This window comes from Streptacidiphilus carbonis, from assembly GCF_000787775.1.
In the GTDB taxonomy this organism is placed as follows: Bacteria; Actinomycetota; Actinomycetes; order Streptomycetales; family Streptomycetaceae; genus Streptacidiphilus; species Streptacidiphilus carbonis.
This window is the reverse complement of the sequence record NZ_BBPM01000048.1, coordinates 23,797-40,597: the sequence shown is the minus strand read 5'-3', so window position 1 is coordinate 40,597 and position 16,801 is coordinate 23,797. Positions and strand designations below refer to the sequence as shown.

The following is a 16,801-nucleotide window of genomic DNA, read 5'->3' as shown; positions in this document are numbered from 1 at the left end:
CCCGCCAGTGGCGGGGCCGGCGGGCCGGCTCCGCCCCGGTGGCGCTGCTGCTCCCGGCCGTCGTCGGGCTGGCCTTCCTGGTGCTCCCGCTGGTCGGCCTGCTGGTCCGGGCGCCCTGGAGCGGTATGGCCGGTGTCCTGGGGGACGGCACGGTCTGGCCCGCGCTGAAGCTGTCGCTGATCACCGCCACCGCCGCCACCGCGGTCTCGCTGCTGCTCGGGGTGCCGATGGCCTGGCTGCTGGCGCGTACCGAGTTCCCCGGGCGCACGCTGCTGCGCACCCTGGTCACCGTGCCGCTGGTGATGCCGCCGGTGGTCGGCGGCGTCGCGCTGCTGCTGGTCTTCGGCCGCAACGGACTGGCCGGCCGCTGGCTGGACTCCGCCTTCGGCATCACCCTGCCGTTCACCACGGCCGGGGTGGTCGTCGCCGAGGCGTTCGTCGCCATGCCGTTCCTGGTGCTCAGCGTCGAGGGAGCGCTGCGCGGCGCCGACTCCCGCTACGAGGAGGCGGCCGCCACCCTGGGCGCCTCCCGCTTCACCGCGTTCCGCCGGGTCACCCTGCCGCTGGTCGCCCCCGGCATCGCCGCAGGCAGTGTGCTGGCCTGGGCCAGGGCGCTCGGCGAGTTCGGCGCCACCATCACCTTCGCCGGCAACTTCCCGGGCACCACCCAGACCATGCCGCTGGCCGTCTACCTGGCCCTGCAGGACGACCCGGCCACGGCCATCGCCCTCAGCCTGGTGCTGCTCGTCGTCTCCGTACTGGTCCTGGTCGGCCTGCGGGGACGCTGGACCGGAGGCCCGGCATGAACGGCCGACGCACCCGAGCCGATGCCGCGGACGAGGCGGCCGCCGCCGCTGGAACCACCGCGGCGGCCGCCGTCGGAGGCGTCGCCGACGGACTGGACGCCCACCTTGTGGTCGAACGCCCGCCGCGGGCGGGGTCCGGCGCCGGCTTCCGGCTCGACATCACCCTGCGCGCCCGCCCGGGCGAGGTGCTCGCCCTGCTCGGGCCCAACGGCGCCGGCAAGACCACCGCGCTGCGCGCACTGGCCGGCCTGGCCCCGCTGGACGCAGGCCGGCTCGCGCTGGACGGCCGCACCCTGGAGGAGCCCGCCGCCCGGCTGCGGGTTCCCACCGAGCAGCGCCCGGTCGGCGTGGTCTTCCAGGACTACCTGCTGTTCCCGCACCTCAGCGCCTTGGACAACGTCGCCTTCGGGCTGCGTGCCCGCGGCGGCCACCGGCGTGGCTCCAGGGCCGCCGCCCGTGCGGAGGCGGCCGGCTGGCTGGACCGGGTCGGCCTGGCCGAGCAGGCCGGCGCCCGCCCCCGCTCGCTCTCCGGCGGCCAGGCGCAGCGGGTCGCCCTGGCCCGGGCGCTGGCCCCCCGGCCCCGGCTGCTGCTGCTGGACGAGCCGATGGCCGCCCTGGACGCCCGGACCCGGCTCGATGTGCGCACCCAACTGCGGCGCCACCTGGCGGAGTTCGACGCCGTCGCGGTGCTGGTCACGCACGACCCGCTGGACGCCATGGTGCTCGCGGACCGGATCACCGTGATCGAGGACGGCCGGGTGGTGCAGGACGGCGTGCCGGCCGAGATCGCCCGCCACCCGCGCAGCGACTACATCGCCCGGCTCGTCGGCCTCAACCTGTTCCGCGGCACCGCCGACGGCCACGACGTCCTGGTGCAGGGCGAGAGCGGTCCGGTGCCGGTCACCACCGCCGACAGCGCCGACGGAGCGGTGTTCGTCGCCTTCCCGCCGTCCGCGGTCACCGTGCACCGCACCCGCCCCGACACCAGCGCCCGCAATCTGTGGCAGGCGGTGGTCACCGGCATGGAGCTGTACGGCGACCAGGTCAGGCTGGACCTGGCGGGCGACCTGCGGTTCACCGCCGACCTCACCCAGGTGGCGGTCGCGGAGCTGGGCCTGGCCGAGGGGAGCGAGGTCTGGGCCGCAGTCAAGGCCACCCAGACGCACGCCTACCAGGGGTGATCCGCGGCGCCCCGGTCCACCATGGAAGGAACCGGGCGATCCGGGCGCCCGGGTCAGGACACAGGAGGCCGTCGATGGCAGCGAGCACGGCCGTCGTGCTGGACGGCGTACCGGAGACCATGCTGTGGACGCTGTACCAGCGGGCCGCTGAGGCGCGCCGCCCGGACACGGTGCTGCCGGACCCGGAGGCGGTGTCCCTGGTCGAGGCGGTGGCCGAGAGCGGGGGCTATCCGTTCGCCGAGCGCTTCGGCCATCCGCACCCGCTGGCCGCCCAGGCCCTGGCGCTGCGCTCCGCCTGCTTCGACACCGTGGTCCGCGAATTCCTGGACGCCTACCCGGACGGCACCGTGGTCTCCCTCGGCGAGGGGCTGGAGACGGCCTTCTGGCGCTGCGACAACGGCAGGGTCCGGTGGCTGACCGTGGACCTTCCGGAGTCGCTGGCGGTGCGCCACTCGCTGCTGCCGCACGGCTCCCGGCAGCCCAGCGTCGCCTGCGACGCCAGGGACCCGGCCTGGACCAAGGGGATCGACCCGGCCCGAGGGGTGCTGGTGCTGGCCCAGGGGCTGCTGATGTACTTCCGGCCGCCGGAGGTCAGGGAGCTGATCGCGGTCTGCGCCGAGCACTTCCCCGGCGGCGGCCTGGTGTTCGACGCAGTTCCGCGGACCCCCGGCCGGCCCGCCGATGTCGCGGCGCGGCGCGGGCCGCCGGTGGCCCGCGGCTACCGGCTGCCGCCGATGCCCTGGCGGATGAACGCGGCGGAACGGCCGAAGCTGGCCGGCGCGCATCCGGGCATCGCCGAGATCAGGAGCGTCGAACTGCCGCCGGGTCGCGGGCTGCTGTGGGGACTGGTGGTCCCACGGGTGCTGCGGCTGCCGGTGCTGTCCAACCGGCGTCCCACGGTCACCCTGCTCCGGTTCGCCAGCCGCTGACGATCCGTCCGAGTGCCTTCACGGGGCTTCGAGTGCCTTCCTCAGGCTCGTGGGGTCGCTCACCCGTACGGGGGATCCGAGGCGCAGCCACGGGGGCCGCGGGGCAGGATCGGGAAGAACAGCAGGTCGGCTCCCGGGAGACGAGGTCGGACACGATGCGGCGAACCACGACGGCGGTCCTGGCCGGGGCCCTGCTCCTGGCGGCCTCCGGCTGCAGCACTGCGAGTGCGGGTCCGGGGCCGGGTTCGGGTCCGGGTACGGCGTCCGACCCGGCGACCGCGGCGAACGAGGGCGGCGTCAGCGGCAGCCCGGCGTCCTGGTCCCGGGAGCGGTTGCAGCAGGCGTTGGCCAAGCACGGCGGCACCTCGCACCCGGCCAAGGCCACCAGCACCAACGCCCGGGTCGGCGCGATCTTCGACCAGGACGTCACCGGCGACCACTTCTGCACCGCCAGCGTGGTCGACAGCTCCGGGAGGAACCTGCTGCTGACCGCGGCCCACTGCGTGCACGGCGGCAAGGGCGGCAGCTACGGCAACGACCTGGTCTTCGTGCCCGAGTACCGGGACGGCAGCGCCCCGCAGGGGGAGTGGCCGATCACGAAGATCTTCGTGGACCAGAGCTGGATCGACTCCTCCGATCCGGACATGGACGTCGCCTTCCTGACCCTGGGCGCCGTCAACGGACAGCAGATCCAGGACGTCCTGGGCGGTGACACGCTCGGCGTCAACAAGGGGTTCGACCAGGTGGTCCGCATCACCGGCTACCCGTCCGACGCCAGCGCTCCGATCTCCTGCTTCAACACCACGAGCCGGCAGAGCGCCACCCAGATGAAGATCGCCTGCACCGGATTCCCCGGCGGCACCAGCGGCAGCCCCTGGCTCAGCGCCTTCGACCCGGCGACCCGCACCGGCACCGTGACCGGCATCATCGGCGGCTACCAGCAGGGCGGCGACACCGACGACGTCTCCTACAGCCCGTACTTCGGGGACAAGGTGCAGGACCTCTACAACGAGGCCGTCTCCCAGGACGGCTGACCGCGAATCCCATTACCGTTCGACCAATCCGCACCTTCGGCGGCGCCGAATCACCCCCGTACGGGCGAGTAGGCCGCGGACGGTGCACACGCCGTCCGCCCTGAGCGGTGGGATGTGCAGGCATGACCGAGAACGTCGGACTGGGCGCGCCGGCCGGGGAGCCCACAGGTCAGCGGCCTCGGCCCCGCTGGAGCCGGAGCGGGGGAGCGCGGGGACGCAGCGTCGCCGTCGTCGGCAGCGGAGTGGCGGGCCTCACCGCCGCCCATGAGCTGACCCGCTCCGGCGCGCGGGTCACCCTCTACGAGGCGGACAGCCGCCTGGGCGGCCACGCCCACACCCAGGACATCCTCTCCGCCGACGGTTCCGACCTGGCCGTCGACACCGCCTTCCTGGTGCACAACCGGCGCACCTACCCGCAGTTGACCGCGCTCTTCGAGGAACTGGGCATCCGTACCCAGGAGTCCGAGACGAGCATGTCGGTGCGCTGTCTCAGCTGCGGCCTGGAGTACGCCGGAGCCCGCGGCACCGCCGGGCTCCCGACCCGGGTCGGCGTACTGGCCCGGCCCCGCTATCTGCGCATGCTCGCCGAGGTCCCCCGGTTCCACCGGCGCGCCCGGGCGCTGCTGGCCTCCGCGGACCCGGCGGCCGACGCGCTGACGCTGCGCCAGTTCCTGCAGCAGGGCGGCTTCTCGCCCTACTTCTCGGCCCACTTCCTGACACCGCTGGTGTCCGCGGTCTGGTCCTGCGCCCCCGACCTCGCCCGCGAGTACCCGGCCCGCTATCTGTTCGCCTTCCTGGACAACCACGGGATGCTGTCCGTCGCCGGCTCGCCCACCTGGCGCACCGTCAGCGGCGGCTCGCGAGCCTACGTCGAGCGGATCGCCGCCCGACTCGCCGCCGTGCACACCCGGGCGCCGGTCCACAGCGTCCGCCGCCACGCCGACGGAGTGGTCGTCCGCGCGGCCGACCGTGCGCCAGCCGAGTACGACGGGGTGGTCCTGGCCACCCACCCCGACCAGGCGCTGCGCCTGCTCGCGGACCCCAGCGACGAGGAGCGCGCGGTGCTGGGCGCGTTCGGCTACTCCTACAACCCGGCCGTGCTGCACCGCGACGGTTCGCTGCTGCCGCGCACCCGCCGGGCCCGCGCCTCCTGGAACTACCGGATGGCCTCCTGCGTGGACCGCTCCGACCAGGTCCGGGTCACCTACCACCTGAATCGGCTGCTGCGCCTGAACACCCCCGAGGACTACCTGGTCACCCTCAACGAGGACCCGCTGAACCCGATCGCCGAAGAGCATGTCGTCTCCCGCACGGTGTACGAGCATCCGCTCTACACCCGGGACTCGCGCGCGGCGCAGCAGCGCCTGCCGGCACTGAGCAGGGGCCGCACCGCCTACGCCGGCGCCTACCACGGCTGGGGCTTCCACGAGGACGGCTGCCGCTCCGGGATCCAGGCGGCCCGCGCCCTCGCGGCGGTGGTGCGGACATGACCGGCAGGTTACGCGGGCCCTGGGGCGCCGCCCTCTACGACTGCCGGATCACCCGGGTCCGGACCGAGCCGCTGCGCGACACCTTCCACCGGCGCATGCACCTGTGGCTGGTCGACCTCGACCACCTGCCCCGGCTGCCGGCGGGGCTGCGTCCGCTGGCCCGTTTCGAGGCCCGGGACCACCTGGGCGACCCCGGGGGGACGCTGCGCGGAAACCTCGACGCCTACCTGGCCGCCAACGGGGTGGATCCCGACGGCGGACAGGTGCTGATGCTGACTCAGGCCCGTTCCATGGGGCAGGTGCTCAATCCGCTCACGCTGTACTGGTGCCTGGACGGCCGGGGCGCCCCGGTGTGCACCGTCGCCGAGATCCGCAGCGGCTCGGGCGAGTACCGCTGCCGGCTGCTCCGGCCCGATGCCGACGGCCGGGTGGAGGCCGAGCAGGAGTTCCCCGTCTCGCCGTTCTTCGGAGTCGACGGACGCTACCGGATGGCGGTGCCGCTCCCGGGTGAGCACCTGGTGCTGTCCATCCACCTGGACCATCCGACCGGGCGGCCCTTCAGCGCCACCGTGCAGGGCAGGCGGGAGCCGGCGGCCGCCGCCGGGCTGCTCCGCGCGGCCCTGCGGCACCCGCTGCCCAGCGTCGTTCAGCGTGGCTCCCGGGCCCGGTGGCCGGGGTGAGGGGTGGTCAGATGCCCTGGAGGAAGCGCTCCAGGGCCTCGACGACCGTTATGTGGTCCGCTGTCTGCGGAAGCCCGGAGACGGCCACCGTCCCCACTACGCCGACACCGACGACACGCAGCGGGAAGGCGCCGCCGTGCGCCGCGAAGCGGTCCGGGTCCAGCCGGGACTTCTCCTCGAAGCTGGCGCCCTTGTCCCGGAACCGCTGCCCCACCAGGTAGGAGCTCTCGCCGTAGCGGCGCACCACCCTGATCTTCCGCTCGATCCAGGCGTCGTTGTCGGCGCTGCTGCCGGGCAGGGCGCAGTGGAACAACTGCTGCTCGCCCCGGCGGATGTCGATGGCGACCGGGTGGCTGCGCTCGCGGCAGATCTCGACCAGCAGGCAGCCGAGCCGCCAGGCGTCGTCGTTGTCGAACCGGGTCAACTGCAGCCGGGACTCCTGCTCCTCCAGCTCCGCCGTGGTCGGGCCGGCGGCCGCCGCCTGCGCGGTCACAGCGTCACCGTCCGGCGCTCGGCCGCCGAGCGGCGGGCCGCCTCGATCACGGTGAGCGCTGCGACCGCGTCCCTGGGCTCCACCGGGACCGGCGCCCGCCCGCGCAGCGCCTCGGCGATGCCCGCGTAGTAGGCCTGGTACGCCCCGGGCAGGGTGGGGTACGGCTGGGTCTCGTCACCGGCGCCCAATCGGCCGTAGGCCTCGGGCGGGGTGACGCCCCAGTCGGCGTCGGCCGGGGTGCGGCCCTCGCGCAGCGCCGCCTCCTGGCCGTCCAGGCCGTCGACGACATAGCCTCCCTCGCTGCCCAGGACCCGGAACCGGGGACCCAGGTCGGCGGCGACGGCGCTCATCCACAGGTGCGTGCGGACGCCGCCGGCGTGCAGCAGCGCGACGAAGGCGTCGTCGTCGGCGTCGGACCCGGCCCGGCGGCTGTCCAACTCGGCGTAGACCTCGACGGCGGGGCCGAACAGGGTGAGCGCCTGGTCCACCAGGTGGCTGCCCAGGTCGTAGAGGAGCCCGCCGCCCTCGGCCGGATCGCCCAACTCCCGCCAGCCGCCCTTGAGCTGCGGCCGCCAGCGTTCGAAGCGCGACTCGAACCGGCCCACCGAGCCCAGCCGGCCGGAGCGGACCAGCTCGGAGACGGTGAGGAAGTCGCCGTCCCAGCGGCGGTTCTGGAAGACGCTGAGCGGCAGCCCGCGCTGCTCGGCGAGAGCGGCCAGCGCCTCGCCCTCGGCGGCGGTGACGGCCAGCGGTTTGTCCACGACCACGCCGACGCCGGCCTCCAGCGCCGCGGTGGCGGTCGGGGCATGGGTGCGGTTGGGGGAGGCCACCACGACCAGGTCGAGGCCGAGCGGCCAGAGCTGGTCGACGCCGGCGACGGTCACCGCACCGGGGTGGTCCTGCTCGACCTGGGCCCGGCGCTCGGGATTGCCGGTGACGACGGCGGCGAGCTCCAGGCCGGGGGTGGTGCTGATCAGAGGCGCGTGGAACACCGAGCCGGCCAGCCCGTAGCCGACCAGTCCGACGCGGAGAGCGGTGGAGGAAGAAGTGGAATCAGCCATGCCTCCAGTAAAGCAACAGTGTGGACTAAGTGGCAACTCGCCTGCATAATGACGTCATGGCCAACCTCACCGCGCTGCGCGACCACAACACCGCTGCCGTCCTCGGGCGCATCCGCGCCGCGGACGAGATCAGCCGTGTCGAGCTCGCCCTCGCCACGGGGCTGACCGCCCAGGCCGTCAGCAAGATCGTCCAACGGCTGGCCGCCGAGGGCCTGATCGCCCCCTCCGGCCTGACCCCCTCCACCGGGGGCAAGCCGCGCACCCTGTTGCGGCTGGTCCCGCAGGCCCGCTGGGTCGTCGGCGCCCAACTGCACCGGCACGGCAGCACCCTGCTGCTGGTCGACCTCGCGGGCCGGATCGCCGACGCCACCACCACCCGCTTCGACCCCGCGGGGGCCACCCCCCGGCAGACCCTGGATCTGCTCGCCGCGCAGGTCGAGGCACTGATCGCGGAACTGCCCCGGGACCGCGTGCTCGGGGTCGGCGTCGCCTGCCCGGGGCCGCTCGACCAGCACACCGGCGTGCTGCACCAGGTCACCGGGCTCCCCGGCTGGGACGGCATACCGCTGCGCGCCGAACTGTCCGCCCGGCTGGGCCTGCCGGTGCTGCTGGACAAGGACACCACCGCCGGTGTCCTCAGCCGTCCCGGCGCGGCCGATCGGGCGTTCGTCTACCTGGGCGACGGGCTGGGCGCCGGCCTGGTCCTCGGCGGCCGGGTGCAGCGCGGGGCGCGCACCAACGCGGGGGAGTTCGGCCACCAGGTGCTCGACCCGCGCGGGCCGCGGTGCGCCTGCGGCAACAACGGCTGCCTGGAGGCGCTGTGCCGCGCCGCGCTGGCCGACGGGGACGTCGGCCGGACCGCGGAGCTGCTGGGCGAAGGGGTCGCCAACCTGGTCCGGCTGCTGGACCTGGCCCAGGTGGTGCTGGGCGGGGACGCGGTGCTGGCCGACCCGGAGGTGTTCCGCGGCCGGGTCTCCGCGGTCGTCCGCGAGCGGCTTCCGGATCCGGGGTGGCAGGAGGTCGGTATCGAGATCAGTGACGCAGGCGAGCATGTGGTCGCGCTGGGGGCCGCTGGGCTGGTTCTGGGGACGGTGTTCGGCGAAGGTGCCGCACTGGAGGGGTAGGTGCCTCGGGTGCGGACCGCGGTGAGCCGGTCGCGCAGTTCCTCGCGCCCCGGTAAAGGGCTCGGTTGCCGGGGATCGCCCGGGGCGGCAGGGTGGGGGCATGACTTCCGCGCTCCCACCTGTCACGACCGACGGCTCAGAGAACAAGGAACGCGCAGAGCCCCAACCGGTGGTGAGCCCGCTGACCGTGGCGGCGATCATCCTGGTGCTGACCATCGACCCGGGCGGCGAGCAGACGGTCCGCGACCTGCTCGGCGACCTGTCCGGGCTGCAGCGCTCGGTCGGCTTCCGGATCCCCGAGGGCGGACTCGCCTGCGTGGCCGGCATCGGCTCGGAGGCTTGGGACCGCCTGTTCGACGGTCCCCGCCCCGCCGAACTGCATCCCTTCCGCGACTTCGAGGGCGCCCGGCACCGCACCGTGTCGACCCCCGGCGACCTGGTGCTGCACATCCGCGCGCCCCGGATGGACGCCTGCTTCGAACTGGCCGGCCAGGTGGTGAACCGGCTCACCGGGGCCGCCACGGTCGTCGACGAGACCCATGGCTTCCGCTACTTCGACCTCCGGGACCTGCTCGGCTTCGTCGACGGCACCGAGAACCCCTCCGGCCGGGACGCGGTCCGGGCGGTCCTGGTGGGCCCCGAGGACCAGGACTTCTCCGGCGGCAGCTATCTGCTGGTGCAGAAGTACCTGCACGACCTCGCCGCCTGGAACGCGCTGTCCACCGGGGAGCAGGAGCGGGTGATCGGGCGCACCAAGGCCGACAACATCGAGCTGGCCGACGAGGTGAAGCCGGCCAACTCCCATGTCGCCCTGAACACCGTCAACGACCCCGACGGCACCCAGCGTCAGATCCTGCGCGAGAACATGCCGTTCGGCACCATCGGCCGCGGCGAGTACGGCACCTACTTCCTGGGGTACGCCAGGACCCCGGCGGTGACCGAGAAGATGCTGGAGAACATGTTCGTCGGCAGCCCGGCGGGCACCTACGACCGGATCCTGGACTTCTCCACCGCTGTCACCGGCTCGCTCTTCTTCGCGCCGTCCGCCGACTTCCTGGACGGCCTCCCTGATCTGCCCGGGCAGAGCGACCGCGCGAGCGTCCCGACACCGGCGTACGTGCCGTCTCCGGCGCCCGCACTCGCCGCCGCATCGCCGACCGATTCCCTGGGCATCGGCAGTCTGAGAAGGAGCACCCCGAAGTGAACAACCTCCACCGCTCACTCGCACCCGTCTCCGATGCCGCCTGGGCGGAGATCGAGGACGAGGCCCGACGCACCTTCAAACGCCATGTCGCGGGCCGACGCGTGGTCGATCTGAACGGCCCGGCCGGCACCGAGCTGGCGGCCGTCGGCACCGGCAGGCTCACCGCCATCACCCCGCCCGCTGAGGGCGTCACCGCAGGACTGCGCGACGTCCAGCAGGTGGTGGAGCTGCGGATCCCCTTCACGGTGGACCGCGCCGACGTCGACAGCGTCGAACGCGGCGCCGCGGACGCGGACTGGCAGCCCGTCAAGGACGCCGCGCGGCGCGCCGCCTTCGCCGAGGACCGGGTGGTCTTCGAGGGCTACCCGGAGGCCGGCATCACCGGGATCGGGGCCGGCTCCTCCAACCCCCAGCTGCAACTGCCCGCGGACGTACGCGACTACCCGGACGCGGTCAGCCGCGCCCTCAGCGCGCTGCGGCTGGCCGGGGTCGGCGGCCCCTACTCGCTGCTGCTGAGCGCGGACGCCTACACCGCCGTCAGCGAGACCGCGGACCACGGCTTCCCGATCCTCACCCACCTCTCCCGGCTGCTGGTGGACGGCGAGATCGTCTGGGCACCCGCGATCCAGGGCGCCTTCCTGCTGTCCACCCGGGGCGGTGACTACGAGCTGCACCTGGGACAGGACCTCTCCATCGGCTACCGCTCACACACCGACACCGGGGTCGAGCTCTACCTCCAGGAGACGCTCACCTTCCAACTGCACACCAGCGAGGCCGCGGTGGCCCTGACCAAGGCCGGCTGACCGGCCGGCCGCCCGACCCGGCCGCCCGACCCGGCCGCCTGACCCGGACGCCCGACCCGGCCGCCCGACCCGGACGCCTGACCGGCCGACGGGCTGTCAGCCGGCCTGCTCCTGCTGCTCGTCCAGATCGAACCAGATGGACTTGCCCTCGCCGCGCGGCTCCATCCCCCAGCGGTCCGAGAGCAGCTCCAGCAGGATCAGGCCGCGGCCCGAGGAGGCCATCTCGCCCGGCGAGCGCCGGTGCGCCAGCTCGTCGCTGCCGTCGGACACCTCCAGCCGCAGCCGGCGCGAGCCGACCTGACCGGACATGGTCGCCACCAGCGCGGCGGCCTGGTCGGTGTGCACCAGCACATTGGTGAGCAGCTCGGTGGCCAGCAGCACCGTCGCGTCGACCTGGTCCGGCACCGCCCAGTCGTGCATGATCGCCCGCAGCTCGGCACGGGCCCCGGCGATCCGGTCGGCCTGGTCCTGGCCCACCGTCAGCACCAGCCGCCGGTCCGGGACGGCCTGGCTCTGGCCGACCGCGTCCCGGCGCAGCAGCAGCAGGGCGATGTCGTCCTCGCGCCGGTCCGCCAGGTGCCCCGGGCCGCTGTGCGAGGAGGGGCCGTGCACGGCGTCGATCAGCCGGTCCGCCATCCCCTCCAGATCGTCGGTGGGCCCCGGCGACAGCGCGTCCCGCACCCGGACCCAGCCGGTGTACATGTCGTGGCCGCCGGTCTCGATCAGCCCGTCGGTGCACAGCAGCATGATCTCGCCGGGCTGCAGCTCCATCGTGGTGACCGGGTAGTCCTCGCCCTCGGGGGCCAGGCCCAGCGGCAGGCCGCCGTCGACATGCCTGATCATGCAGGTGCCGTCGGGCAGCCGCAGCACCGGATGGGGGTGGCCGGCCCGGGCGATCGACAGCGTGCCGGTGGCCGGGTCGGACTCGATGTAGATGCAGGTGGCGAACCGGTCGTCGTCCAGGGCGGCCAGGAAGCGCGAGGTGCGGGCCAGTACGGCGTCCGGGCGGTGCCCCTCGGTGGCGTAGGCGTGCACGGCGGTGCGCAGCTGGGCCATCAGTCCGGCCGCGTGCACGTCGTGGCCCTGCACGTCGCTGATGACCAGGGCCAGTCGGCCGCCGGGCAGATCGATGATGTCGTACCAGTCGCCGCCGACCATCAGTCCGCCGCCGGTGGGCACATAGCGGGTGGCCACGCTGATGCCCTCCGCGGTCGGCACGCCGGTGTCCATGATGCGCCGCAGCCCGCGCGACAGCGCCCGTTCGGCCTCGTTGGTGTGGGCGCGCTCCAGGGCGTGCGCCAGCATCCGGGCGACGGTGGACAGCACCGCGCGCTCGTCGGGGGTGAACCGCACCGGGGTGCGGAAGGCGGCCAGCCAGGCCCCGGTGGTGCGCCCGGCGGTGACCAGCGGCAGGAAGGCCCAGGACCGGCGGTCGAATCCTGAGGCCAGGTGCCAGGTCGTGGGGTAGCGGGTGCTGTACTCCTCGGGGGAGGACAGGTAGAGCGCGCGACCGGTGCGGACCACCGTGGCAGCCGGGTAATCGGTCTCCACCGGCATGGTGAAGGCCGACTCCTCGATGTTCCCGTAGCCGTGCTGGCCCACCATGCTCAGGGTGCTGCCGTCCACGCCGAAGACCGCCATGCCGTCCGGGGCGAAACCCGGCATCGACAGCGAGGCCACCACCCGGAGCACCTCGGCGGTGGTGCCGGCCTCCGCCAGCGCCCGGCCGGCGTCCAGCAGGAAGGCCTCGCGGGAGCGGCGCAGATTGGCCGTCCCCGGCGCCGTCCCCCACGCTGCCGTCCCGTTGGGTGCCGTGCCCAGGAGAGCGGGGTCCGTCGGCGCGGTCCCGTCCGGGCCGGCCGGGCCGCCCCCGCGGCGGCCGGTGTGCGGTGAGGGCGCCCGGTTCAAGGCGTCGATCTGCCGCAGCTCCGCGTCCAGGCCGCCCGGCCCGTGACCCGCCTGGGCGTCCCGGTCGCCGTCCCCGTCCCCGTCCCCGGCCCCGGCCCCGTCCGCGTTCGGGTTCGGGTACGTGTCCCGCTCCGTGTCCGGGTCCGCCCGTGGCACGGTCGCGGAGAGGCTGCCCTCGCAGATGTCGGCCAGGTGTCCCTCCAGGGCGGTCCCCTGGATCGCCCAGGGCTGGTCGGGAACCGCGGGTACCAGTTGCACGTGCAGCACCCGGCGCAGGGCCCCCCGGGCAGTCAGAACCCTGACCCGGACGTCGAAGGGACGCTGCTCGTGGACGGCCAGCTCGGCGGTGGAGCGCAGCCGGACGTAGTCCTCGGCGTGCAGCAGCGACCGCAGCCGGCGCTCCCCGAGGCGCTCCGCCGCCGGGTCCACGCCGAGCAGCCGGGCCGCGATCGGATCGACCTCCAGCTCCGCGTGCGCCCGGTTCCAGCGCCAGACCCCGATGCCGGAGCTGTCCAGCACCCGGTCGGCGTGCAGCGGCTGGTACCCGCTGCCCTGCTCGTCAGCCATCTGGCCGTCCCTTCCGGGTCCGGGCGGACAGGACCAGTTGAACCATGTCGAAACACCTGTAAGAACATCAAGTGATGTCAAGAGCGGACAAAAGCATATTACTCAGGTCGGTCCGCGTTCCCCCGTCCGGACCGGCCGCCTGGCGGTCCCACTGCTCCGGGGGTGTGATCGTTCCAGGTGCCGCGGCCCCGGTACGGACGGCGTGTGGCGCGGGACGACCAACCAGGGAGGAACGCTTGTCCACGCTTCGATCCTGTACAGCCATTGATCTGGGTGCTTCGTCGCTGCGCGTCCGCAGAGGGGCGGGTGCCCCGGTGGCGGCGATGCCGGCCAGGGTCGTGCTCGAGGAGCAGGACACCATCTTCGCCATGGGCGAGGACGCCGTAGCCATGGAGGGCCGCACCTGGGGCGCGCTCAAGCTGTGCCGCCCCACCAGCGGCGGAACCGTGGCCGACCAGCGGGTCACCCAGATCATGGTGCGCACCCTGATGCGCGAGTCCGGCCGGGCCAGGCTCACCTACGGTGGCCGGGTGGGGGTCTGCGTCTCGCCGGCGGTCACCGACCTCGGCGCCGCGGCGCTGCGCCAGCTCTGCCGCGACGTGGGCTTCACCGACATCCGCCTGGTGCCGCAGGCACTGGCCGCGGCGGTCGGCGCCGGCATCGCGGTGAACACCCACTACGCCAGCGTCATCGTCGACCTGGGCGCCGAGCACACCAGCGCGGCGCTGGTGGTCTGCGGACGGGTGATCGCCTCGCGGTCCGTCCGCACCGGCGGCGACGCCCTGGACGCGCTGCTGCTGCGCCATCTGCGCGAGGAGCACCAGGTGGTGATCGGCGCTGCGGCCGCCGAGACGCTGAAGACCACCCTGCGCGGCGCCCGGGACACTGTCTCGGTCCGCGGCCAGGACGCGGTGAGCGCCCGCCCGCGCGGGCTGATGCTGCCGCTCGGCGAGCTGCACGAGGTGCTGCTGCCGCGCGCCGTCGCGGCGGTCTGCGACCAGGTCACCGCGGTGCTGGCGGGCTGCCCGGTGGAGATGGCGGCCGACGTCTACGAGCGCGGCGTCGTGCTCACCGGCGGCGGCGCCCGGCTGCACGGCCTGGTGGAGGCGGTGCGGGCGGAGTCCGACCTGCCGGTCCACGTCGTGGAGGACTGCGAGCTGGTCGCGGTCAAGGGCACCCAGCTGCTGATGGACGTGGGCTGGGCGGGCGTGGACCGCTCCGCGCTGCGGGCCGCGGCGATCGCCACCGGCGAACTGGAACCGGAGCCGGCCGCCGGCTGAGAGGTGCGGACATGACCGAGCATCATCAGCGTTCCGGCTCCGGGCTGGGCCGGGCGGCCCTGTGCACCCGCCTGCTCGGCGCCAGCGTGCTGGCCGGGGCCCTGGTCGCGGCCCTGGCCCTGCCGCTGGTCGGTGCGGTCGGCTACGGCGCCAAGTCGGCGGCCGGCTCGTTCGAGCAGCTGCCGGACAGTCTGACCGAGCCGGTGCTGGCGCAGGCGTCCACCCTCTACGACGCCGGGGGCGGGGTGATGGCCAGGGTCTACACCCGGGACCGCACCGTGGTCCCGCTGGACCGAATAGCCCCGGTGATGCGCCACGCCATCGTCGACATCGAGGACGACCGCTTCTACCAGCACGGCGCCGTGGACCTCAAGGGCACCCTGCGCGCCCTGGTGACCAACGCCGGCTCCGGCGGCGTCGCCCAGGGCGGTTCCACGCTGACCCAGCAGTACGTCAAGAACGTCTTCGTCGAGGAGGCGGGGGACGACCGGGCCAAGGTGCTGGCGGCGCAGCGGCAGACGCTGGGGCGCAAGGTCCAGGAGATGAAGTACGCGATCGGCCTGGAGGAGCGGATGTCCAAGGACCAGATCCTCGAGTCCTACCTCAACATCACCTTCTTCGGGGAGCAGGCCTACGGCGTGGAGGCGGCGGCGGAGCGCTACTTCAGCGTGCGAGCCGCCGATCTGGCGCTGCCGCAGGCGGCCATGCTGGCCGGCCTGGTGCAGTCCCCCAGCCGCTACGACCCGCTGCGCGACCCGGACACCGCCAAGCAGCGGCGGGACTCCGTGCTCGACGCCATGGCCGCCAACCACAGCATCACCCCGGCCCAGGCGAAGGCGGCCGAGGCCGCGCCGCTGGGGCTGTCGACCAGTCCGCCTCGGGAGGGCTGCATCACCGCGGTCAGCGGCGAGGCCTTCTTCTGCGACTACGTGAAGCACATCTTCCTGGCCGACGCGTCGTTCGGAGCCACCCGGGAGGCCAGGCAGGCGCTGTGGGACACCGGCGGGCTGCAGATCCACACCACCCTGGACCCCGCCGCCCAGGCAGCCGCCCAGGCCGCGGTCACCGGTCACGTCTACGCCACCGACCAGGCCGCCGCGGCGATCACCCTGGTCCAGCCCGGCACCGGAAGGATCATCGGAATGGCCCAGAGCCGCCCCTACGGGCCCGGCGACCACCAGACCGAGCTCAACCTCAACGTGGACCGGACCATGGGCGGCGGCAGCGGCTTCCAGACCGGCTCGACGTTCAAGCCGGTCACCGCCGCGGCGGCGCTGGAGAACGGGATCGGCATGGACCAGGTGTACCCGGCGCCCTACAAGGACGACTACCCCGCGATGCAGACCTGCGACGGCACCACCCTGCCGCAGGTGCCCGGCGACCAGAACGACAGCCCCGACCTGGTCGGCCCCTTCGACATGCCGGACGCGATGGCGCAGTCGGTGAACACCTACTTCGTCCCGCTGGAGGCCGACGCGGGGCTGTGCAACGTGGTCCGGATGGCCGACTCGCTCGGACTGAGCCGGCAGGCGGTGACCGACAGCTCGGGCCGGCTCAGGTCGGTGGACCAGGTCCAGTCGCTGACGCTGGGCACCAACAACTTCACCCCGCTGCAGATGGCCAACGTCTACGCGACCTTCGCCGCGCACGGCAGCTACTGCCCCCCGGTCGCCCTCACCGCGGTCACCACCGCCGCCGGCGCCCGGCTGCCGGTCCCCAGGTCGACCTGCAGGTCCGTGATGTCCTCGGACACCGCGGACGCGATCACCACCATGCTGCACGGGGTGGTCCAGGACGGCACCGGCCGGCCCGCGGGGCTGTCCGACCGCGACGACGCCGGGAAGACCGGCACCACCGACGGGCACAAGCAGGTCTGGTTCACCGGCTTCACCGCGCAGCTCGCCGGAGCTGCCGTGGTCAGCGACACCAAGGCACCGTTGGAGAGTCTGAACAACCGCTCCTACGGCGGGGTCTACGTCTCGGACGCGTTCGGCGGCACGCTGGCCGGGCCGATCTGGAAGGAGGCCGTCAGCGGAGCGCTCGACGGGCAGCCGAACGTGGCGCTGGCCTCGGTCCCGCTGCCGAACCCGGCGAGCTCCCCGAACCCGGCGGCCCCGACCAGCGGCACCACGCCGTAGCACGGGCGCGATAGAACGTGCGACGCAGGAGTGAACACATGTCGAGCGGAACGGGAGGTTCCCCGGAGGCTCCCAGCAGGTCGGTGTATCGTCTGGCTGACTT

At 73.7% G+C, this 16,801-nt stretch carries 14 protein-coding genes; 11 read left to right on the top strand and 3 right to left on the bottom strand.

Annotated features, from left to right (window positions below):
• From TR46_RS28805 to TR46_RS28780, 6 genes are all read left to right on the top strand, one after another.
• A partial coding sequence (locus TR46_RS28805; RefSeq protein ID WP_042406929.1) for an ABC transporter permease occupies positions 1-806 on the top strand: 806 nt, incomplete at its 5' end.
• Positions 803-1,987 carry an ABC transporter ATP-binding protein gene (locus tag TR46_RS28800; RefSeq protein WP_063770689.1) on the top strand — a complete coding sequence of 395 codons (1,185 nt, stop codon included), beginning with the start codon at positions 803-805 and terminating at the stop codon, positions 1,985-1,987. The genes TR46_RS28805 and TR46_RS28800, both read left to right, overlap by 4 nt.
• 74 nt (positions 1,988-2,061) lie before the next feature.
• A complete protein-coding gene (locus tag TR46_RS28795; protein WP_042406874.1) occupies positions 2,062-2,916 on the top strand; it encodes a class I SAM-dependent methyltransferase in 855 nt (284 codons plus the stop codon).
• 155 nt (positions 2,917-3,071) lie between these two features.
• Entirely contained in the window at positions 3,072-3,950 is an 879-nt protein-coding gene (locus TR46_RS28790; RefSeq protein ID WP_042406872.1) for a trypsin-like serine peptidase, read from the top strand.
• Positions 3,951-4,072: 122 nt separating this feature from the next.
• Complete coding sequence (locus tag TR46_RS28785) at positions 4,073-5,440, top strand: NAD(P)/FAD-dependent oxidoreductase (protein WP_084719011.1); 1,368 nt, start codon at positions 4,073-4,075, stop codon at positions 5,438-5,440.
• Positions 5,437-6,120 (top strand): DUF1365 family protein, encoded by a 684-nt coding sequence (locus TR46_RS28780; protein WP_052433169.1) that lies wholly within the window; start codon positions 5,437-5,439, stop codon positions 6,118-6,120. Before TR46_RS28785 ends, TR46_RS28780 begins: the two co-directional genes overlap by 4 nt.
• 7 nt (positions 6,121-6,127) lie before the next feature.
• Here the strand turns inward: TR46_RS28780 and TR46_RS28775 are convergent, their stop codons facing one another.
• Positions 6,128-6,613: a heme-degrading domain-containing protein gene (locus tag TR46_RS28775; protein WP_042406866.1), complete on the bottom strand. Its 486-nt coding sequence runs from the start codon at positions 6,611-6,613 to the stop codon at positions 6,128-6,130.
• Complete coding sequence (locus tag TR46_RS28770; RefSeq protein ID WP_042406855.1) at positions 6,610-7,674, bottom strand: Gfo/Idh/MocA family oxidoreductase; 1,065 nt, start codon at positions 7,672-7,674, stop codon at positions 6,610-6,612. Before TR46_RS28770 ends, TR46_RS28775 begins: the two co-directional genes overlap by 4 nt.
• Positions 7,675-7,730: 56 nt before the next feature.
• Between TR46_RS28770 and TR46_RS28765 the strand changes: the two genes are divergently transcribed.
• The 3 genes from TR46_RS28765 to TR46_RS28755 all read left to right on the top strand — a co-directional run bounded on the left by TR46_RS28765 (position 7,731) and on the right by TR46_RS28755 (position 10,805).
• Positions 7,731-8,798, top strand: a complete 1,068-nt coding sequence (locus TR46_RS28765; RefSeq protein WP_042406852.1) for an ROK family transcriptional regulator — start codon at positions 7,731-7,733, stop codon at positions 8,796-8,798.
• 100 nt (positions 8,799-8,898) lie between these two features.
• Positions 8,899-10,002, top strand: a complete 1,104-nt coding sequence (locus tag TR46_RS28760) for a Dyp-type peroxidase (protein WP_042406849.1) — start codon at positions 8,899-8,901, stop codon at positions 10,000-10,002.
• The gene (locus tag TR46_RS28755; RefSeq protein WP_042406845.1) at positions 9,999-10,805 is read left to right on the top strand and encodes a family 1 encapsulin nanocompartment shell protein; all 807 of its coding nucleotides are present in this window, start codon (positions 9,999-10,001) and stop codon (positions 10,803-10,805) included. The genes TR46_RS28760 and TR46_RS28755 overlap by 4 nt, the downstream gene beginning before the upstream one ends.
• 96 nt (positions 10,806-10,901) lie before the next feature.
• On the opposite strand, the gene TR46_RS28750 is transcribed toward TR46_RS28755, so the two are convergent.
• Entirely contained in the window at positions 10,902-12,743 is a 1,842-nt protein-coding gene (locus tag TR46_RS28750) for an ATP-binding SpoIIE family protein phosphatase (RefSeq protein ID WP_042406921.1), read from the bottom strand.
• Between the two features lie 611 nt (positions 12,744-13,354).
• On the opposite strand from TR46_RS28750, the gene TR46_RS28745 reads away from it, so the two are divergent.
• A complete protein-coding gene (locus tag TR46_RS28745) occupies positions 13,355-14,560 on the top strand; it encodes a rod shape-determining protein (protein ID WP_084719010.1) in 1,206 nt (401 codons plus the stop codon).
• An 11-nt stretch (positions 14,561-14,571) separates the two neighbouring features.
• A complete protein-coding gene (locus TR46_RS28740) occupies positions 14,572-16,698 on the top strand; it encodes a transglycosylase domain-containing protein (protein ID WP_052433167.1) in 2,127 nt (708 codons plus the stop codon).
• The last annotated feature ends 103 nt before the right edge of the window (positions 16,699-16,801 follow it).